This is a genomic window from Marinobacter maroccanus (assembly GCF_002933275.1).
GTDB classification, from domain to species: Bacteria; Pseudomonadota; Gammaproteobacteria; order Pseudomonadales; family Oleiphilaceae; genus Marinobacter; species Marinobacter maroccanus.
In genome coordinates this window covers 93597-113666 of the sequence record NZ_PSSX01000010.1, presented here as the reverse complement: position 1 = coordinate 113666, position 20070 = coordinate 93597, and the positions used below count along the sequence as shown (strand labels likewise).

The following is a 20070-nucleotide window of genomic DNA, read 5'->3' as shown; positions in this document are numbered from 1 at the left end:
TGATGAGATCAAAAATTGCGGTTGTTCTTGTGGTAATCGGGGCGCTTGCGGGTGCCTGGTGGTTACTGCAGATATTGGGAATGCCGCCAAACCTGTCGCCGGATGTGCTCGCGACCTGGCTGCAGAGCCAGGGTGCTGTCGGCCCGGTGTTGTTAATGCTGCTGATGTTGATCGCGGTGGTTGTAGGCCCGATCCCCACACTCCCTGTCAGCGCCGCGGCCGGGCATGGATCATCGGTCCTGCAATGGCCGCCATTCATGGTGTCGGGAGCGAAAAGGGTATCCCCCTGAGCTGGCTGACGCGCCTGACCAATGGCTCGGATATCCTTGGAAAACTCGAGTCGCTGGTAAACGGCAACTGGCCAGAAAAGGGCCCACGGAACGAGGCGCCCACTTGCCCGATGCAGTGAGAGCGCCTACCAGTTCTCGCCGAACGGCCGGATGTCCAGCTCATGGGTCCAGGCCGACGCATCCTGCTGGCAAAGGTTCCACACGGCATCCGCCACCGCGCAGGGCTGCACGAAAAACTCATCCGGTTTGTCCGGCAGCATCTGGCGGGTGCAGGGCAAATCTACCACACCATCAATGACCACATTGGCCACATGAATCCTCTCTGGCCCAAGCTGTCGAGCCAGTGACTGGACCAGGCTGCGCTGGGCCGCCTTCGCAGAGGCAAAGGGCGCGGTATTCGCCCGGCCCCGGGTTGCCGCTGAGGCGCTGGTGACCACAATGCTGGCGATATCATGCTGGCGCAGCTGGGGCAACGCGGCTTTAGTGGCAGCAACCAGGCCCTGCACATTGATCCGCCAGTTGGCCTCGAAGTCTTCGAGGCTGGCCTCCTCGACGTTTTTGAAAGTACCGCCGCCGGCGTTGTAGAGCAGTACCGACACTGGTCCCAGCTTGCTTTCAATAGGCGCCAGCACTGAGTTGATTTGTGCGGGTTCCATGAGGTCGCAGGTAAAGGCATGGGCGCCGTCCACCGCACTCTCAAGCTGTTTCAGATAGTCCTCACTACGGGCCAGCATGGCCACCTGATAACCCTCGCTGCAGAAGCGTCTCACGAAGGCTTCACCATTGCCCGGACCGACACCCATCACTGCGCAAACTTTGTTCATGGCTTACCTCCTTTTCAGTGGGAAATCTTTATTCAGTGTAGGGCAGACTGCTACGCATCAGAGATAACGAGAAGCACTCGCCTCATTCGCTTCAAAACCTCTCCCGCACAAACGGGTTCGAAATTTTATGTCCATATGGTTGACAACAACCAAATCCCCACTCTATTTTGTCTACCTGGTTGACACCTATTAATCCGGGAGAATCAACATGAACCAGACACTCGTTCGCACAGCACTAAAGTTCAATGCGGCGTTTTCGGGTATTTCAGGACTTTTTCTGCTTTTTCTGCCAGATCTCGCTGGCCAATTGATTGGCATCACCGCGCCTATGGCCTTCCAAGTATTGGGGTTGGGCTTGCTGATTTTTTCTACGGATCTATTGCATCAATCCACTCGGGACAAGATCGCCGGTTGGCGGGTGCTGTACGCCAGCGCCGGAGATTTCATCTGGGTCCTAGGCTCCATCCTGGGCGTGATCCTCTGGGGCTCACACCTCACTCCTCAAGGAATCTTTACGATACTTGCCGTTGCAGCAGTTGTGCTTTGCTTTGGACTCACCCAGATGGCTGGATTGAAAAAAATGTACTTCCTGCCAAAGGACCGTTGTTTTGGCTACTCACTCCGGTACCAGTCCGTCTCGGATGCAGACAGTCTCTGGCACATTGTCAGAGATCTGGGTGCGATCGCGCAGTATGCTCCGAATCTGGCTTCCTCGTGGATTGAAGACATTCACGACGGCGACCTCCCATTGCGGGCCTGTGAAGATACCCAAGGCAACCAATGGCGGGAGCGCTGTTCCGAGTATGACGAATACCGCAGATGCTATGAGGTTGAATTCCTGACCGAAGAGGCAGGCTTTCCTTACCCGGCGACCTGGATGGTTGGGGGCTGGCAGGTTGAACAGATCCCGGAAGGATCCGAAGTGGTCGTCTGGTGGAAGCTACATCCAAAACCCGCATGGTTGGCGCCGGTGATCATGGCAATGCTGGCCTTCGGCGTCGACAGAACATTTACTGGTGTGATCGCAAACATGGAAAAGCGGGCGCTTTCAGGGGATTCTGCAGAACTCGCAGACTCTGCCGATCAGGCGACGGTTTGAAGAGCGTTTGGGCAACAACTGGAGTATCGACATGGATCTACTTGCATTCGGGAGGAGTGTTCTGGAGTCTCAGCCATTCAGTAGCCTGCTTGGCTGCACGCTGCATTCACTCGAGCCGGGCAAAGCACAACTCGAATTGATCATTGAGGATAAACACAGGCAGCAGCACACCTTTGTTCACGGTGGCGTAGTGAGCTACCTGGCTGACAACGCCCTGACGTTTGCAGGTGGGTCCATTCTTGGTGACTCTGTCACCTCGGAATTCAAGATCAATTACACAAGGCCCGCCATCGGAGACAAACTGCTCGCCGAGGCCTCGGTCGTTGCTGCCGGCAAGCGTCAGGCAGTCTGTGACTGCAAAATCTATGCAGTCGAGGCAGAGGCAAAAAAACTGGTAGCGGTCGCTCAGGGCACCATTGTTAAAGCCTGAAGCGATTGTTTAGGAGGGGCCATGATGAATCGCTATCGACCGCACTCCCTGCCGGGATTTGTACTTGTCACAGGATTTCTATTACCGACCCTGGTTGTCGCCGAAGACGTGCCTGAATGGCTCTCAGGGCCGCCTGAGACTGAAGTGCCCGAATGCCTTCAAGCTTTCCTTCACACACTCAAAGAAACTGCAGAAATTGATCAGGCAGGATCATTCCGTAACTTGGCAGAGAAGCGTCTTGCCAACCTTGTCAACCGGGCCTGGGAGGCACGCAGGAGTATCCCGGAAGATAGCTACAAAGCTACTTTAACTTTCCTCTACATGAAACCGGATGGCGCACCCAGACACTTCCGGTTTCAAATGAGCGGGGAAGAAATTGACAGGCTTGGATCCGACTGCGAGAACTGACAACCAGCCTTCGTGCGATCAGAGAGTTCCAAGATTGCCGGCTAGCGCATCCAGTTCTCGTACCAGATCCTTGAGGCTTTTCTTGCCGACGCTCTTGTTCAGCTCACGATCCATCTCTGCGAGGATCTGTCGAACCTCGGACATCAACCTCTCGCCCTTCAGCGTAAACTCAATGGGTTTGAGTTTACCCGGTCCGGCTCCCTGGACGAGATAACCTGCTTCGCTCAACTCCTTCACGGTTTTTGCCACCATCTGACGTGAAATATTGAGCCTTCGGGCAATGTCAGAACCAAAGTTCACCCCGCAGTCCAGGGCACCCAGAAACCCAAGCAAGGAAGCGGATACATCCGCATAGCCTCGATCACGAAGCCGGGCCGCTGCAACTTCAGAGATCCTGTCTTTCACATTGCCCGCGGTCTGCACCAGGGTGAGGGTGTCGCTTTCGGTAAGTGGTGTGCCCCGCTCAGTAAAACTAACCGTCATAATTCTGTGCCATGGCTGTATTTAAATATCGTGGAAAGCCGTGGCGATAGTGTACTGCATCTTCCCCCTGTTCGTAGGCCGTAGCCGGGATAAGGTCAGTTTCTGGTCGACGGACACGGCGCCCCGCAGGGCGCGCATGCGGTTTCATCCCTCTGGGAAAGCGCGGTTTGCACATTGCCCTGGCCCGAATTGAAGGCAAAAGTCGGGCTATTGAGATGGTCCACCAGAATCAATACGAGAATGATCCCAAGCGCCACCAGGATACGGGTTCGGCTGTAGGCTCTTTCCATGCTGTCGCCCTCCCCCTTAGTTTGGCAGCCGGAACCAGGGCCGAAGCCGGATTCCGATCAGTGAACCGGCGAAGGCACAGGCAAACCAGACCCAGGCGTGCAGGCTGGCGGAAGCAATGCCGGAAAACAGCGCCCCGATGTTGCAGCCAAATCCCAGACGGGCGCCATAGCCAAGCAGCAAGCCACCCACCACGGCGGCCAGGAACTGGCGGCCTTCGGGGCGGTTGCGGCTGGCTTCGTTGAACCGATTGGCCAGGCCCGCCGCCAGCATGGCGCCCAGCAACAAACCGAAATTCATCACCGAGGGGATATTGGTCAGCACCGAATCCTTCAGGGCCATGGCGGGGTAGTCCCAGGTCCAGAACTCGAACTGGGACATGTTAACGCCCACCACTTCCAGCGCCTTGGCGCCCCAGACGTTAAAGGCAAAGGTAATGCTCCACGGAGCACCGCCTATGGCCAGGGTCAGAGCATTGCCAGCCGCGAGGATCAGGATGGCCCAGGTGAACGGCCAGCGACCACTGAGCAATGTTCTGAGTACACCGTGGCTCTGGCCTTTCCACAGAAGTTCATCGCGCTCGAGGGTTCCATGGGCCTTGCGCTCAATTCGATTGACCCACCAGGCGATCAAACCGAGACCCACGAACTGCACCAGAATGGCACCGCTCACGCCAAAGCTGTTGACCAGTGGCACCGGATCAAAACCCGGTTGGTCCAGCCACCAGGGCAGGTGGATGGATCCAAGCACAGCACCGGCGATAAAGAACACCAGTGTCACCACCATGCGAATGTTGCCAGCGCCCACGGTAAACAGGGTACCGGAGCCGCAGCCACCGCCCAGTTGCATACCCAGGCCGAAAATGAAGGAGCCAACGACGAGGGACGTCCCCACCGGCGCCACGGCACCAACCAGCCCGGCCTGGCCGCTGTGGAGCATGGGGACCATGATCAGGGAACTGAGCCCGAACAGCAGCAGTTGAGCGCGCATGCCAGCGCCGCGTTTTTTCACCACCAGGTTGCGCCAGCCAGCGGTAAAGCCGAAGGCTCCGTGATATAGCGCCATGCCCAGCACGGTCCCAACCACAAACAACGCCACCATGAACGGGGCGGTTTCCAGCCAGATCAGCCCGCCCAGCAGGGCAAGGCCAACCACGGCCGTCGATACGATGAATCGGTCCACCTGCCAGCCGGGCTGTTGCAACCCGGGCTGGAGGACTGCGGAATCAGACATGAATAATCACTTTTTCAGATCAGTTGAAAAAATCCAGGATCTTGCCAAGACCTTTCTTCGCGACCTGCAGTGGCCGATCGCTGTCTTGGGACCACTCGGCCATGGAACCGTCATACAGGGCAACTTCCTCAAATCCGGCCAGCTCGCTGAGCACAAACCAGTCTGTGGCGGCCCAATGGCCGGTGTTGCAGAAGGCGATAGTACGAGCGCCCGGGTCAAGCTCTGCCTGGTTCACTCTCGCCGTGATCTCACCTTCATTGAGATACCAGGCCTGGTTTCGCTGGCCCAGAAAGTCAGAGTGGGGAAGACTCCGGGAACCGGGAATCGTGCCTGGAGCCTTGGCTGCTGGTGACTGGGTTTCTCCGGTAAAGTAGTCACTCGGCCGGGCATCGACCAGTTGAGCCTGGCTGTCGCGGGCCTCCTTTACTTCGCCCAGCGAAGCGATCAGATCTTGCTGCAGGGTACCCTCAAAGTTCACCACGTCTCGCTGCTCACTCTGCCCGCTGGCGACGTTCATCCCGGCTGCCTGCCAACCGGCAAAACCGCCGTTCAAAATGGTGACATCATCGTGACCCAACACACGGAAGGTCCAGTAGACCCTGGCTGCGCTGCCGAAATCCGTAACGCCGGTCCCAGCGGGCACAATGACAACCGTAACGTCGTTACCGATACCCAGGCCCCCTATCAGACGCTCCAGGCTGGCCACCGGTGGCAAAAGGCCGGCAACACCGTCACGACTTTCCCGCCAGCTGTCGCCCGTGTAACTGCTGTAGACGGCCCCGGGGATGTGTGCTTTCTGAAAGCTACTGCGATCCCCTCCGTTATCAATACCGGAGCGAACATCCAGTACCACGAGGTCGCTACGATTCAGGTTTGCATCAAGCCAGTCGGCATCCACAAGCGGAGGCGTTTTATCCCCATCCGCCATTGCCAGAGAGCTTGCAACGATCAATACAAGGGCCAGAAGACGACTCATGATACTTCTCCTTCGTTGCGAATTCTTGAACGATCATTATGAATCGCAGGGAGAGGAATGCATAGGCCCGCCCTGATCGTATTTTGTTATATCGAAATCCCGGATTTTTATGCCGAATCCCATAACTCATCTGTAACGCAACTCAATACTGCGGTGTCTATACCCCGTAAGCGAGGCCTGTTCCCATACGATGCAGACCCCGCGTGTCATCGAACCGAACGAGGTACAGACCATGAAGAAACTGACACTGATTTTCGCCGCTATCGCACTGTCCTTCTCTGCGACTACTGTCTTGGCCATGAACGGTCAGGCCGACAGGTACCATGAGGCGCAGAGCTACCCGACCAAGACCGTCGATCAGGTTGCTGACGTGAAAGTATCCGCGAGATAACCCGCGACGAGAAAGGCCGCTACTCTTCGGAATAGCGGTCTTTTTTGTGGCTATTTTCAGTCAACTGGCTGATCCAGGGTCGGAAAGTTATCCGGCGTGTTAAGCGCCCAGTCGTAATCGATAAACTCCAGGGACGATGTGCGAGCCACCTGATTAGCTACCTCGGGAGCAGCCCACGCTTCTATAAATGCCTTCGAAGAACCCGACGCTTCTGCGAAATCCTCTTCATACCATTTGAACAGCTCGGTCACATACAAGGTATCGCCTTTTACCCGCAGATGACGCGCCGTATTGAATGCCCGCCGGGTATTCTCCGCTAGCAGACGCTCCAGATTATCGGCGGTGTAAATGGTGTCCCGCAGCGGCGGGCATCCGACCGAGGCACAGTTCACGGCAAAATGAACCCGGGCATCTTTCCAACCCTTGCTGGCGTATTCCTCGCCCAGCAGAACTTCCTTCTCCATATCGTTGAGGCTGTAATTACGCCCGCCAATAACGAAGTTCTTGCGCTCAAATACGCTATCGACAAACGGGTTAACCCGGCCACCATAGTCCCATATGGAAGATACAAGCTCGCCGTCTGGCCGTTCGGTAAGAATCTGATCAAGCATGAAAAAGTTATAGGCGTTAATCCAGAAGGCAACAGATTCCGCTTTCCCTTCAAGGGCACCGGGGTTAAACGCCTTCAGGGTTTCGCGCTGCTCGGTCAGTGTCTTTTTCAGGCTGTCGCTGGCCAGGGCAGAACGATAATCAAAGGCGGAAACCAGTCCGTTTCCCGGCAGTGTGTGTTCAATCAGGTGCCGATCAAGCAGCTTCTGATAGTTCTGGAAACTGTCGCGATTGGCATCAGACATGGCTCTGCCCGGGAGCAGGGCCAGCAAAACAATGAAAGACAAAAGTGGATAACCACGCATCATTCCTCTCCAGTCGGTGGATTTGATAAAGGGTTGGTGATCGGTGCTTCAGACCAACTCGGAGCGGTTCTGTTACACAGAGAGATGAATTCAAAAACACGAGGACGGAGTGGCGCCGGCAGGAAAACTCCACGCCGGAGAATTTCGATCAGCACGTCTGTAACGCTTCCAGGTACCCGGTGTCTATGTTGCGAGCACCATTCACTGATATCCGCCACAGCGGCGAGGTCACTGGATGGACATCAGAAAAACGGAGGATACAACCATGAAAATTCTAGCCATATTAGGCGTACTGTTTGCTTTCTCAATGGGTGCAACCGCGCACGCCGAGGGCGTAAGCGCCGAAGACATCGAATGTGGAAACAATCCAACCTGCGTCCACAGTCTGGATGACGGCAACACAGGGTCAACTGGCTAACCGGTTGACCTGCTCCACAAAACCGGCCGGACGAGTCCTGCACAGACCCAGAAGAACTTCGTGGATGAGTGCGCGCGGGTGCTGAGCTCCCCCCGCGCACCGGATGTTGGAGGCCCCTATTTTCGTCGGCTTTATGAAGCAGAAGCAAACAACACTTCCAGGCTTTACACCCCAAAGACCCGGTGCGTGGGAAAACGGCTCAAGGACAAAACGGTCAAGGCAGGCAAACATACTGGCAACGAATGCGGGCAGAGCCGCATCCGTTGCCAGCAGGATCTGAGATTACTGCTTTTTCTGCCACTCGAACTTCTTGAACGGCTCATCAACCGGCGTCTCGGCAATATGGTTGATGTAGTTGCTCAGGGTTTTCTGGGACAGCACCAGAATCACTTCCAGTACCTGGCGGTGGTTGTACCCTGCCTTGTAGAAGGCGTCCAGGTCCTCTTTGCTGACGTTGCCATCTTTGCGCATCACGGCAAGAGTGAAGGTCCGTAGTGCCTCCAGCTTGTCGTTCGGCAATGGCGCTTCGTCCCGCAACGCATCGATGATTTCATCAGAGACTTCCATCATCTTGGCAATGCCTGTGTGTGCCGGAACACAGTAGTGGCAGGCGTTTTCCACGTTGATCGTCTGCCAGACTACGGTTTTTTCGTCATTATCAAAGCTGCTGTCCAACACCAGCTGGTGCAGATTCTGATACGCCTCAAGCGCTCCCGGCGCCTCGGCCATCACGGCGTGAAGGCCGGGAATCATGCCAAAACCTTTGAGGGAATTCTCAAGAAGCGGCTTGGATTTTTCCGGGGCGGATTCGACATCATGCATTGGAAAGTCAGTCATCACGATCTCCTTTTTGAACGATTGCTCAATTCCAACTTCAGGCTAACTGTTATTGAGTGGTCATTCAAGTTATAATTGAGCAGCCACTCAACTCACGACAATGGTGAATTGTTGTTATGGCCAGACACGCACGCTATGACCGCAAAACCGCTCTGGAAAAGGCCGTAGGTCTGTTCTGGGCGAAGGGCTATCACGGCAGCTCCATGAAACAGATCGAGCAGGCCCTGGACATGCGGCCGGGCAGCATCTACGCCACGTTTGGCAGCAAGGACGGTCTGTTTTCAGAAGCACTGGCCGCCTACGCTGAGCAGGGAGGCCGGGAGCTGGCCGTACACCTCAAGGGTTTTGACTCTATTGTTGAAGGTCTCCAGGACTATCTGCGCGGCATCGCCTGCACTTGCGGCGACAAAGGCGCAGCGCCCTCCCGGGCCTGTATGATCGTGAAAACGCTACTGGAATCCAGCAACACCCACCCTGCGCTGGCTGACCAGGCCAACAGTATTCTCTCTGCCATTGAGCAATCCATTGCAGGCCTTGTTGAGCAGGCACGGGTGAATGGAGAGCTGGTGCAGTCCACAGACAGCCAGCGACTGGCCCGGCTTCTCCAGGCGCAGATCATGGGCCTGAGATCCATGGGTGAACGCAAACTGGACCCGCAAATCATGCGCGACCTGGGTGATGACATGGCCGCTATTTTGGATGGATACCGCACCCAGCACTGACTCACCCCCTCCCGGGCGCCTGGGCTGAAGGTAGAAGCACTTGTAAAATTGTGCCCACAGCCCTATCCGTTAACACTGGCATCCAATACTGAACAGAATTAGTTGACCACCACAGATGATGCTCTGTGAAAAGTGTGCGGCGCTGCTGTGCAAAATAAAACGCACAAATCATGCTGTATTAGCGCATTTGCAATTATATGCCTACTAATCGAACAAGGATTCTTACGACCAGTTTCACTTTAGATATCCGGATTCGAAACGCATTTCAAAACTCTCAGAGGAAAACAATTTCTCTCATCTGGGGAGGGAAAATGGGCACGAATTGGATCCTGTGCGAATGTTCGCTTTTGTTTAAGAACGCACTCGCTAGAGTCCCGAAAAATACGATGAGTTCACGAGAATGCTGAAAACCGGCCTTTTTCAGGCATTTGATGGACTAACTCAAACCAGCTGTTCGCTAAGCTCATACTTCACAGTTTTTTTTGACTCTACCCTGCTCCATGAACGTGAACAGTGCGCATAAGTTAAAGCGACCATTTGATCGAAGTCGGACTCAATGCAGGATTGGGTTCATTTGCAAATGCACGCCCCCTTACTCCTATTAAGGCCTCAACTGGCAACAGGCTCACCGGATCGTTAGCAAACCGCCCCCGCTTCTCCCGAGTCCACTCCATTGCCCCTCGCTCCCGGTGTCGGGCTGCCACTGCGATTCATGGATTTGGAGCGGAAAATTTCGGTATCAAAAGCCGGACAAACTACCCTAAGAAAAAAACATTCTTTGACAAGTCTCTGGGATATGTTCGGAAAACCGCAGAGGTTACCCTGGGAGGCGGGGAACGGCGCCTGAGGGATCCCCCCCCCTATGCCATACCCGGCCAAAGAACTGGTAACCTTTCGCGATATACGAGCACAACCGGAGAACACGACAGATAGGGGGAACGGATGCTCCAGACCCAAAGTGACACCGCAACCAGCAATGCCCTCGTTGTCGAAGGTGGCGCCATGCGCGGCATCTTCGCCGCCGGTGTACTCGATGCCTTTCTCGAAAAGCGGTATCAGCCTTTCACGGAAGCCTGGGGCGTCTCCGCAGGCTCAACCAATCTCATCGGCTACCTCTGCGGCCATCACGGCCGAAACCATCGGGTGATCACCGACCACGCCTGTCGGCCGGAATTCATTAACTGGGGCCGTTTCTTCCAGGGCGGGCATTTGTGCGATGTTCACTGGCTCTGGCATCAGTCCTACCAGGAGGTACCGCTCGATCTGGAACGCTACCTGTCTGGCACCACCAGACTCTGGGTGGCAACCACGTCGGTGGTGACCGGTGAGGCCCGGTATTTTCCGGTCGACGATCAGAACATCCACGACGTGCTTACCGCCTCCTGCTCCATTCCCCTGGCCTACCGTGATTACCCGAAAGTGGAGGACGAGCCCATGAGCGACGGCGGAATTGCCGACTCCATTCCGGTTGCGGAGGCCTATCGCCGGGGAGCCCGGGATATCACGGTGGTGCTCTCCCGACCGCTGGGCTATGAGAAGAAGCCATTGGCGTTTCCGGCGCTTACCAAACGGATGTTCCGGGAACAACCGGGGCTCGCCGAGGCCTTGATAAAGCGGGGCGAAAGATACAACGAGACGCTGGAATTCATTCGGAATCCGCCGGAGGACTGCCGGCTCCGGATTATCGCACCACCTGAGGATTTTCCGGTAAGCCGGTTGACCACGGATCTGAACAAGCTGGATCTGGGGTATCAGCAAGGCCACCGCGCGGCGATGGCCTATCTGGCCAAATTGGCCCAGGAAGTAGCCTAGCGAAGCACCACCAGGGGCTTTTTGGCGGTTTTAAGCATCGTGGTGGTGGTACTGCCCACCAGAAACTGACGGATGCGGGAGTGCCCATAGGCGCCCATCACCAGGATGTCGATGTCGTGTTCTTCCTGGTATGCGTGTAACGCAGGCTCCACATCGCCGGCCCGGATTGCCAGAGTGATCTCGGATTCCAGGCCTGCCAGAATTTTCTCGGCTTTCCTGAGCTGCTCCCAGCGGTCGTTGGTGTCCGGTCCGACCATCACCAGATGCAACGGCATGCCTTTCAGGACAGGGCTGCCAGCCAGCAACTCCACGCCCTTGAACGCCGTGGCGCTGCCGTCGAACGCTAGCATGGCACTGCGGGGCTGGGTGTACTCGTCCGGCACCAGGAGGATCGGGCGGTGCATGCTGCGAATTACCGTCTCCAACTGACTGCCGATGTGGGTGTCACGCCCGGAACTGCTCTCGCCATGCAGACCCATGACCAGCAGGCGGGTCTGGTTCTCCAGTGCCATCAGGGACTCGGTCAGGTCACCGTGGCGCTGACGCTGAACCACGTCTGTGATACCGGCCTCGCTGACCCGCTTCTGTGCCTCATCCAGCATGTGATGCCCGTGTTCGAGGGCCAGTTTGGCGCGCTTGCGGTCCAGCTCTGCCAGGTCTTCGAGCAGTTGTTCACGGCTGCCCAGACCAATGTTGCCAGCCAGATCCGGCTCCGCCGGGTAACGTTCCTCGTCCAGCACGTGCAGCAGCATCGTGGGCGTTTCCATGTGCTTGCTGGCCCAGGCGGCATAATCGCAGACCGCCGGCGCCGCCTGGGAGCCATCAATACAGGCAACTACTCGTAACATCTCAACCTCGCCTTCATGATCCTTGTGATTGTTATTCTGACTGCGATCGCTGTTGGATTCCCTGGTCTGTGTCATGTCAGTGCCCCATCAGCTGGTCAACGGCGCCCGGCTTGTCGTGTACGCCAAAGCGGTCAACAATCGTGGCACTGGCTTCATTCAGCCCGATAACCTCAACTTCCGAGCCTTCCCGGCGGAACTTGATCACCGCCTTGTCCAGGGCACCCACTGCGGTGATATCCCAGAAATGCGCGCGACTCAGGTCGATCACCACATTATCGACTGCTTCCTTGAAATCAAAGGATTCCATGAATTTTTCCGAGGAGCTGAAGAACACCTGGCCCACAACCCGGTAAGTGCGGGTATCGGTGGTTTCATCCAGCTCGGAGGTCACCAGCATGTAGTGGCCCACTTTGTTGGCAAAGAACAAAGCCGCCAGCAGAACGCCGGCCAGCACGCCAAAGGCCAGGTTATGGGTGGCAACCACGACAATAACCGTAACAACCATCACGATGTTGGTTGAAAGCGGGTGTTCCCGCAGGTTCTTGATCGATCCCCAACTGAAGGTACCAATCGACACCATGATCATGACAGCAACGAGGGCCGCCATGGGGATCTGGACAAGCCACTTGTCCAGCACCAACACCATAATCAGCAGGAACACACCGGCAGTCAGTGTCGACAGCCGGGTACGGCCGCCGGATTTGATGTTGATAATGGACTGACCAATCATCGCGCACCCCGCCATTCCGCCGAGGAGGCCGGAGCCGATGTTGGCAATGCCCTGACCCTTGCACTCACGGTTGCGGTCACTGGTGGTGTCGGTCAGGTCATCGACGATGGTTGCGGTCATCATCGATTCCAGCAACCCCACAACAGCCAGCCCCACGGAGTACGGCAGAATGATCATCAGGGTTTCCAGGTTCAGGGGCACATCCGGCCAAAGGAAGATCGGCAGCGTATCGGGCAATTCGCCCATATCACCGACCGTGCGGATGTCGAGATTCAGGTACATGGCAACGCCGGTCAGAACCACAATGCACACGAGGGGTGAAGGCAAGATCTTGCCGATACGGGGCAGCAGCGGGAAAAGGTAGATGATTCCCAGACCGGCTGCGGTCATGGCGTAGACATGCCAGGTTACGTTGGTCAGTTCGGGCAGTTGCGCCATAAATATCAGGATGGCCAGGGCGTTTACAAAACCGGTTACCACCGAGCGCGAGACAAACCGCATCAGGCCGCCGAGCTTGAGATAGCCTGCGGCAATCTGAATAACACCAGTCAGCAGCGTCGCAGCCAGGAGGTACTCGAGACCATGCTCTTTAACCAGCGTCACCATCAACAGGGCCATGGCGCCAGTTGCTGCCGAAATCATACCGGGACGGCCGCCTACGAAGGCAATGATCACCGCAATACAGAAAGAGGCGTAAAGACCCACTTTGGGATCGACACCGGCAATGATCGAGAAGGCGATGGCCTCCGGGATCAGCGCCAGCGCCACGACGATACCGGCGAGCACATCGCCACGAATGTTCGAAAGCCAGTTGGCTTTTAAGGAATTCACCATGATTTCGGGGTTCCAGCTTGCTACGAATTCAAAGGTCGCGAAGCTTATCAACCCCCTTACAGGAAAGTAACCTCGCTAGTGGTAAGTTCCTAGACGTCTAACGACCGGGGCCCTCTACTGCTATTATCAGAACATCATTGATTTACAGGAGCTTGCACCACCCCATGGACGACGTTGCCGCCCAGTTTCTCGTTGGAAACCAGACCACCCTGAATCTCGCCGTTGCGCTTCTGCTTGGCGCCATCATCGGGCTTGAACGGGGATGGGACGCCCGGGAACAGAAATCCGGAGAGCGAATTGCCGGCATACGTACCTTTGCCCTGGTAGGCCTGCTTGGCGGTATCTCGGCGGTATTGGCGCAGGAGATCACCGAATGGGCGTTTCCCGTAATGTTGGTCAGTGTGGTGGCCATGGCCATCGTGGCCTACAGCGAGCGGCTAGAGCACATCCGCAACTTCAGCATCACTGGCATAGTCGGCATGGTGCTGACTTTCTGCTTCGGCGCCGTGGCGGTGGCAGTGGATCCTGTCATCGCAACAGCAGCCGCTGTTGTGACCGCAATCATCCTGGACAACAAGGAGGAGATCCACGGCTGGGTCAACAAGCTGAAGGAACATGAACTGGATGCGGCACTCAAGCTGCTGCTGATCTCCGTGGTCATGCTGCCGTTGCTGCCAAATGAAAAGATGGGCCTTGGCGGGGTTCTGAACCCCCGGGAAATCTGGTGGATGGTGGTGATGATCGCCTCCATTTCCTTTGTGGGCTATTTCGCCATACGCGTCGCCGGCACCCGAAGGGGAATTCTGTTCACCAGCCTGTTCGCGGGGCTGAGTTCCTCCACTGCCCTCACCCTGCACTTCGCCCGCCAGGCCTCGAAGAATCCGCAGCTCAACGCCCAGTTCGCCACCGGCATCCTGATTGCCTGTGGCACCATGTTCCCACGCATTCTGGTGTACTGCCTGGTAATCAATCCCGATCTCCTGCCAAGCCTTGTCTGGCCGGTGGTGGTCATGACTGCCCTGCTCTACGGCCCCGCGCTCTTTATCTGGCGGAAAAACAATCGGGAACTCCGTGTCAGTCAGCCAACACTTAACCAGAACCCGCTGGATCTGACCTCGGCCCTGGTTTTTGGTGGGCTATTAACGGGCATCCTCCTGCTGGGCGAGTTTCTGGGCAACTGGCTGGGTGATGCGGGCATCTATTTTCTCGCAGCCACCTCCGGTATCGCCGACGTGGACGCCATCACCCTCTCCCTGACCCGGATGTCCAATAACAGCCTGGCCATGGGCACGGCCGTGATCGGCATCGTTATCGCTGCCGCCACCAACAACCTGGTGAAGTCGGCTCTGGCGGGGTTTGTCGGCAATCGCCAGACCGGGCTCCTGGTCGGCATCCCGATGGTGCTCTCTCTGGCGGCCGGGCTATTGGTCGCGTGGCTGCAATAAACCCTTACCTGGCCCGCCGGAACGTCAGGTTGTAGCGGTACCCGCCCGTCAGCGGGTGCTCCCCGGCCTTCAGGGTCAAAACGCCGTGATAACGCATCCGCGCAGGGCCGCCCCAGACTACTACATCACCATGGCCGAGTGGCACCCGGATGGGGCGCTCGCTGCGCTTGAGACCACCGAACTGAAAGACAATGGGCAGGCCAAGGGAAACCGACACGATCGGCTGGCTGAAATCATCCTCATCCTTGTCCTGGTGCAGCCCCATTTTCGCCCCGGGCTGGTAACGGTTGATCAGGCAGGCGTCCGGGTCGAATCCGTCAAAGCCGGCGGTTTCGGCGGCGCTTCTGGCCAGTTCCCGGAAAGCCTCAGGCATGTCAGGCCACGGCCGCCCGGATTCCGGGTCTTCCGACTGATACCGGTAACCGCGGCTGTCGGTAACCCAGCCCAACTGCCCGCAACAGCTCATTGCAGCTGACATGGCATGACCGCCAGGGGTCTTCATATGCCTGAAAGGCGCTTCTGATGTGACCGTGCCAATGGCCTCCAGTAGCGGCTCGGCTTCGGCGAGCGCAAACTGACGCAGCACCACTGCGCCATCCATCAGATGCTCAACTGTCTGCTCTGGTGGCTGCTCGCCAAACAGGTCCTGAGTCATAACTACCGATTCCTCCTGAAAAAAACGGAAAAAATGCCGGGCAGCGTCTAGTCTTTCACTAGGCAGGGCCATCACCCTGCTGTCTTACGCCAATCTACACCGGTAAGGATCATCCATGCATGGAAAACGCCAGTCTGCACAGATTTCGCTGGCCCTCCTGATTGCATCGGCCATAACACTCGGCATGCTGGTTCTGACCATTGTGTTGATCGGCCAGAGTTTCCGGGGCATGGAGACGGCGAAGGTATCGGCGGCAGGTAGCACCGCCCGCCAACTGGCGATCAGTGTTGACGACCGGATACAGGCCATCACCGCGCCACCGTCCACCGCCCTTGCGGTGCTCAGCCATGACAGCCTCGCAGGTGCACAGACTCTGGCGCAACGCCTTGACCGGCTTCCGGTACTCGCCGACATACTGACCAGCAGTGACATTGTCAGTGCCGTCTATGCCGGCTACCAGAACGGAGACTTTGTTCTATTGCGTAAGGTTCGCAGTTCCGGAACCCTCCAGTTTCCCGATGCGCCCAACGAAACCCGGTTTCTGCTCCAGACGATCACCCGGGGAGGTGAAGAAACACCGGGCCAATGGCGTTTCTTCAATGCCGACATGCAACTGATTGAACAAAGGCCGGTACCTGAATACAACTACGATCCGCGTACCCGACCCTGGTTCAATGCCGCCAGGGCGTCAGATTCCACAGAGCTTTCCGCTCCCTACGCGTTCTTCACCACCCAGGAAACCGGGATCACGCTCTCCCGTCGCGCTTCGGAAGAGACCGGCGGGGCGGGTACGATTTTCGGTATCGATGTGACCGTGACCGACCTGAGCACCCAACTGGCGGAGCTTCGCCAGACACCGAACACCCGGATTGCCATTGTTAACCAGGATCGGGAGGTTCTCGCGGATTCGGGGAACGCCAAAGAGCCCGGGCCTGCGATTTCCGGCGCCCTGGACCGTTTGGGCGACCACATGGAGGGCAGCTCTGTCACCCGATTCAGTGCCGGCGGCAAAGACTGGTATGGAATGACCGAGCCCCTCGGCGCCCTGCAACAGGAAGGGCTCAGCATTGCCGTGGCTATTCCGTCGGACGAACTGCTGGCTGACGTCTGGGCGGCCCTTGCCAGGCAAACAGTGATCGCGGGACTCATTGCCCTGCTGCTTCTGGTGATCGGCTGGTTCCTGGGTCGGCGGGTGGGCCGTCCACTGGAGCACCTGACCGACCAGGTCAGCCGGCTGTCCCGTTTCCGATTTGATACACCGGTCAGGTCCGATTACAACATCCGTGAAGCGCGCCAACTGAGTGTGGCACTGGACGACATGGCGAAAACCATACGCAGCTTCCAGAGCATCGCCACCGTACTGAACCGGGGTCAGAACCTGAATCATCTGCTCCGGGACATTCTTGAGCAGATTATCCACATTGTTGGCCAGGAGCGCGGTGGCATCTACCTGTTCACGCGCCAGAAGAACCAACTCTCACTGGCCGTTAAGCAGAATCTTCAACTGCCGGATACCATCTCGAATGTGCAAGCGGACTCCGACGACAACGAGATCATCCGCTTGCTGAGACGAAACATCTCGGGGCACCCGGTGTTTGCCGTTCTGCGCAACCGACGCAAACAGCTGATCGGTGTCCTGGCAATCGAGATGGAGGTGGGCGACCACACCCAACTGAGTGACGATCTGATCGTCTTCGTGGATGAAATTGCCGGCTCTGCCGCCGTTGCCATCGAAACCCGGGAACTCATCGAAAGCCAGCAGGCTCTGCTCGAGGGCATCATCCGGCTGGTGGCAAATGCCATTGACGCCAAATCGCCGTATACCGGCGGCCACTGCGAGCGGGTGCCCAAGCTGGCCCAGATGCTGGTTGATGAAGCCATGGCAAGCAACGACCGGGCCTTTTACTCGTTCACCATGACCGGAGAACAGCTCCAGGAATTCCATCTGGCCGCCTGGCTCCACGACTGCGGCAAGATCACCAGTCCCGAGTATGTGGTCGACAAGGCGGTCAAGCTGGAAACCATCCACAACCGCATCCACGAGATCCGCACCCGATTCGAGGTACTGCACCGGGATGCCGAGATCCGGTACCTGAACCGTGTGCTGTCGGGCGACGAGGAGGCAGCCGCCGACCAGGAACGCCAGGCCACCCTGGCCCGATTGCAGGAAGAATTCCGTTTGATAGCAACGGCCAACCAGGGCGGTGAGTTCATGGCCGAAGAAGATATTGAGAAGATTCGCAGCATTGGCGAGCAAACCTGGATGCGCCATTTCAGTGACCGACTCGGACTTTCGCCGGACGAGAAAAATGCCCTGCAGCCTAGCCCGGAGGCGCCACTGCCGGTTACAGAACAGTTGCTTGCCGACAAACCGGAACATCTGAGGCCCTGGGGTGAACATATCCCCCCGGTTCGCAAAGACGATCCCCGCAATCGCTGGGGCTTCGACATGGAGCTCCCGGAGTATGCCTACAACCGGGGTGAACTCCACAACCTCACGGTGGCCAAAGGTACGCTGACGGATGAGGAGCGCTTCAAGATCAACGAACACATAGTGCAGACCATCTGCATGCTCGACGCCCTACCCCTGCCCGACCGGCTGGCCAATGTCCCGAAACTGGCAGGGACTCACCACGAACGCATGGACGGCCACGGCTATCCCTGTGGCCTGACGGCAGCGGACATGGGCATACCCGAACGCATCATGGCGGTTGCTGATGTGTTCGAGGCACTGACCGCCGTAGACCGCCCTTACAAAGAGGGCAAAACCCTTACCGAATCCCTCACCATCATGGCCCGCATGGTTGAAGACGGGCACATCGACCGGGCAGTATTCGAGCTGTTCATTCGCTCAGGCACCTACGAGCGGTATGCCAACCAGCACCTGCAGCCCGGGCAGATTGACGAGGTCGATGAAAGCCTGTTCATGAAGCCGGACTGAAAAACACGTATATTCTATGGGCTGATTCATTCCTGTTAAGGACATTTTAATGCTGTTTGCAATCATAATTGGCGGCCTGATTGGCTATGCCTTTGGCAAATTCCCGGGCTTTCTGATAGGTGCGGCTATTGGCGCCTTCCTCTTGAACCTTCTCAAGCGCCGCCTGATTGGCAAGCTCCAGAGCATCCAGTCCGGCTTTATTGAATCGGTCTTTGCGGTGATGGGTGCCCTGTGCAAGGCAGACGGCGTGATATCCAGGGATGAAATCCAGATGGCCGAAGCGATGTTCGTGCGCTTCCGCCTGAATGAAGACCAGAAAGCCAAGGCCAAAACCGCCTTCAACCGGGGTAAAGAGCCTGATTTCGACCTGGATGCCGAGCTGAACCGGTTCCTGCAGGCCAGCGGACGCCAACCTGCGTTTCTCCAGATGTTTCTGCAGGTCCAGGTATCGGCCGTGGCTGCGGATGGCAAGGTGCATCCGGCCGAACACGAAATGTTGGTACGGATAGCCCGTGGATTGGGACTGCCCGAGAGCCAGGTGGACCAGCTGGAAGCCATGCTCCGTGGCGCCCACACCAACCGGGCTGGCGCTGGCCAACCTTCCTCGGCCGATCAGATCAGCGATGCCTACAAGGTGCTTGGCGTCTCGCCGTCTGTCAGCGATGAGGAGCTCAAGAAGACCTACCGTAAGCTGATGAGCGAGAACCACCCGGATAAACTCGCGGGCCGTGGATTACCAGAAAGCATGCGGGAGATGGCGGAGGAACGCACCCGCGAAATCAGTCATGCTTACGACGTGATCAAGGAAGCGCGGAAAAAATCGGCGTAGTGCCTTCTTCCGCTATCGCGTCAGAACCAGCGGGGCACCCGCACCCGATAACGCTCATAGTCCTCACCGAAGTTATCCGCCAGCGCCTTCTCCTCCTCCCGGGCCTGGCGGTTAATAACCAGCACACCAGCCACCAGGCATACGAGGGAAAACACGCTGGGTAACGCCAGGAAAAAACCGAGCTGTCCAGCCATCACGGCCAGAAACAACGGATTCCGGGAGCGGCCAAATGGCCCGCTTGTCAGCAGTTTGCGCTGATCCTTGCGCGGGTCTATGCCAGAGCGCCAGTCCTCGTGCATGTAGGCTTGAAGGTAATTGACCACCGTGAAAGAGGCGATTAGCAGCAGCATGCCGGCCAGCAACACTGGCCAATAATAAAGCGGCCCGAAAACCCCCAGCCAACCGTCGATGTCAGCAAAAATCCGCACCACGCAAATGCCCAGAATGAGCGCACGAAACACATTGAAGATATGTCGATGCCACCAGGGTGCACTTCCGCGCTCACCATAGTTGATGTGCGAAAAGTGCATACGCTGAGACAGCCCGATGCTGCGGCCAGCAAACTGCAGGCCAATCATCAGGAAGAAAATGCCGAGAAAGTGGCGTACGAGGGGTTCAATAGATTCCATCAGGATCGCTTAAAACGGATTGAGACCGACAGCT

At 57.1% G+C, this 20070-nt stretch carries 21 protein-coding genes; 10 read left to right on the top strand and 11 right to left on the bottom strand.

Translation table 11 applies throughout. From position 1 onward, the window contains the following. Positions 1-2: 2 nt before the first annotated feature. Positions 3-290 (top strand): TVP38/TMEM64 family protein, encoded by a 288-nt coding sequence (locus KEHDKFFH_RS12545; RefSeq protein WP_241956491.1) that lies wholly within the window; start codon positions 3-5, stop codon positions 288-290. Between the two features lie 125 nt (positions 291-415). Here the strand turns inward: KEHDKFFH_RS12545 and KEHDKFFH_RS12540 are convergent, their stop codons facing one another. Beyond that, positions 416-1114 (bottom strand): SDR family NAD(P)-dependent oxidoreductase, encoded by a 699-nt coding sequence (locus KEHDKFFH_RS12540; protein WP_104322233.1) that lies wholly within the window; start codon positions 1112-1114, stop codon positions 416-418. Positions 1115-1322: 208 nt separating this feature from the next. Here KEHDKFFH_RS12540 and KEHDKFFH_RS12535 point away from each other — a divergent pair, with 208 nt between their 5' ends. The 3 genes from KEHDKFFH_RS12535 to KEHDKFFH_RS12525 are packed head-to-tail and all read left to right on the top strand — an operon-like array spanning position 1323 to position 3051. Continuing rightward, the gene (locus tag KEHDKFFH_RS12535) at positions 1323-2213 is read left to right on the top strand and encodes an SRPBCC family protein (protein WP_104322232.1); all 891 of its coding nucleotides are present in this window, start codon (positions 1323-1325) and stop codon (positions 2211-2213) included. 31 nt (positions 2214-2244) lie between these two features. Further along, the gene (locus tag KEHDKFFH_RS12530; RefSeq protein WP_104322231.1) at positions 2245-2643 is read left to right on the top strand and encodes a PaaI family thioesterase; all 399 of its coding nucleotides are present in this window, start codon (positions 2245-2247) and stop codon (positions 2641-2643) included. A 21-nt stretch (positions 2644-2664) separates the two neighbouring features. Beyond that, a complete protein-coding gene (locus tag KEHDKFFH_RS12525; RefSeq protein WP_104322230.1) occupies positions 2665-3051 on the top strand; it encodes a hypothetical protein in 387 nt (128 codons plus the stop codon). Positions 3052-3069: 18 nt separating this feature from the next. Here KEHDKFFH_RS12525 and KEHDKFFH_RS12520 read toward each other — a convergent pair whose 3' ends face one another. The 4 genes from KEHDKFFH_RS12520 to KEHDKFFH_RS12505 form a co-directional block, all read right to left on the bottom strand. After that, the gene (locus tag KEHDKFFH_RS12520) at positions 3070-3534 is read right to left on the bottom strand and encodes a MarR family winged helix-turn-helix transcriptional regulator (RefSeq protein WP_146084207.1); all 465 of its coding nucleotides are present in this window, start codon (positions 3532-3534) and stop codon (positions 3070-3072) included. A 95-nt stretch (positions 3535-3629) separates the two neighbouring features. Continuing rightward, positions 3630-3824 (bottom strand): hypothetical protein, encoded by a 195-nt coding sequence (locus tag KEHDKFFH_RS12515; protein WP_104322229.1) that lies wholly within the window; start codon positions 3822-3824, stop codon positions 3630-3632. Positions 3825-3840: 16 nt separating this feature from the next. Further along, entirely contained in the window at positions 3841-5055 is a 1215-nt protein-coding gene (locus KEHDKFFH_RS12510; protein ID WP_104322228.1) for a YeeE/YedE family protein, read from the bottom strand. A gap of 19 nt (positions 5056-5074) precedes the next feature. Further along, entirely contained in the window at positions 5075-6031 is a 957-nt protein-coding gene (locus KEHDKFFH_RS12505) for a sulfurtransferase (protein ID WP_104322227.1), read from the bottom strand. Positions 6032-6263: 232 nt separating this feature from the next. On the opposite strand from KEHDKFFH_RS12505, the gene KEHDKFFH_RS20130 reads away from it, so the two are divergent. Beyond that, positions 6264-6422 (top strand): hypothetical protein, encoded by a 159-nt coding sequence (locus KEHDKFFH_RS20130; RefSeq protein ID WP_158253197.1) that lies wholly within the window; start codon positions 6264-6266, stop codon positions 6420-6422. Between the two features lie 56 nt (positions 6423-6478). Here KEHDKFFH_RS20130 and KEHDKFFH_RS12495 read toward each other — a convergent pair whose 3' ends face one another. Beyond that, complete coding sequence (locus KEHDKFFH_RS12495) at positions 6479-7336, bottom strand: DUF547 domain-containing protein (protein WP_104322225.1); 858 nt, start codon at positions 7334-7336, stop codon at positions 6479-6481. Positions 7337-8036: 700 nt separating this feature from the next. Next, entirely contained in the window at positions 8037-8591 is a 555-nt protein-coding gene (locus KEHDKFFH_RS12485; protein ID WP_104322224.1) for a carboxymuconolactone decarboxylase family protein, read from the bottom strand. Positions 8592-8707: 116 nt separating this feature from the next. Between KEHDKFFH_RS12485 and KEHDKFFH_RS12480 the strand changes: the two genes are divergently transcribed. After that, positions 8708-9313 carry a TetR/AcrR family transcriptional regulator gene (locus KEHDKFFH_RS12480; RefSeq protein ID WP_104322223.1) on the top strand — a complete coding sequence of 202 codons (606 nt, stop codon included), beginning with the start codon at positions 8708-8710 and terminating at the stop codon, positions 9311-9313. Between the two features lie 942 nt (positions 9314-10255). Beyond that, positions 10256-11125: a patatin-like phospholipase family protein gene (locus KEHDKFFH_RS12470; protein WP_104322222.1), complete on the top strand. Its 870-nt coding sequence runs from the start codon at positions 10256-10258 to the stop codon at positions 11123-11125. Here the strand turns inward: KEHDKFFH_RS12470 and KEHDKFFH_RS12465 are convergent. After that, complete coding sequence (locus tag KEHDKFFH_RS12465) at positions 11122-12048, bottom strand: universal stress protein (RefSeq protein ID WP_104322221.1); 927 nt, start codon at positions 12046-12048, stop codon at positions 11122-11124. The two genes, KEHDKFFH_RS12470 and KEHDKFFH_RS12465, sit on opposite strands and share 4 nt — an antisense overlap. Before the next feature lies 1 nt (position 12049). Continuing rightward, complete coding sequence (locus tag KEHDKFFH_RS12460; protein WP_104322220.1) at positions 12050-13537, bottom strand: SulP family inorganic anion transporter; 1488 nt, start codon at positions 13535-13537, stop codon at positions 12050-12052. A 164-nt stretch (positions 13538-13701) separates the two neighbouring features. Between KEHDKFFH_RS12460 and KEHDKFFH_RS12455 the strand changes: the two genes are divergently transcribed. After that, positions 13702-14982: an MgtC/SapB family protein gene (locus KEHDKFFH_RS12455; protein ID WP_104322219.1), complete on the top strand. Its 1281-nt coding sequence runs from the start codon at positions 13702-13704 to the stop codon at positions 14980-14982. A gap of 4 nt (positions 14983-14986) precedes the next feature. Here the strand turns inward: KEHDKFFH_RS12455 and alkB are convergent, their stop codons facing one another. Further along, a complete protein-coding gene (gene alkB / locus KEHDKFFH_RS12450) occupies positions 14987-15637 on the bottom strand; it encodes a DNA oxidative demethylase AlkB (RefSeq protein WP_104322218.1) in 651 nt (216 codons plus the stop codon). Positions 15638-15752: 115 nt separating this feature from the next. Here alkB and KEHDKFFH_RS12445 point away from each other — a divergent pair, with 115 nt between their 5' ends. Both KEHDKFFH_RS12445 and djlA read left to right on the top strand, forming a co-directional pair. Further along, a complete protein-coding gene (locus KEHDKFFH_RS12445) occupies positions 15753-18578 on the top strand; it encodes an HD domain-containing phosphohydrolase (RefSeq protein ID WP_104322217.1) in 2826 nt (941 codons plus the stop codon). Between the two features lie 49 nt (positions 18579-18627). Then, on the top strand, positions 18628-19407 hold the full coding sequence (gene djlA / locus KEHDKFFH_RS12440) for a co-chaperone DjlA (protein ID WP_104322216.1): 780 nt from the start codon (positions 18628-18630) through the stop codon (positions 19405-19407). A 20-nt stretch (positions 19408-19427) separates the two neighbouring features. Here djlA and KEHDKFFH_RS12435 read toward each other — a convergent pair whose 3' ends face one another. Beyond that, positions 19428-20036: a methyltransferase family protein gene (locus tag KEHDKFFH_RS12435; protein WP_104322215.1), complete on the bottom strand. Its 609-nt coding sequence runs from the start codon at positions 20034-20036 to the stop codon at positions 19428-19430. Positions 20037-20070: the final 34 nt, after the last annotated feature.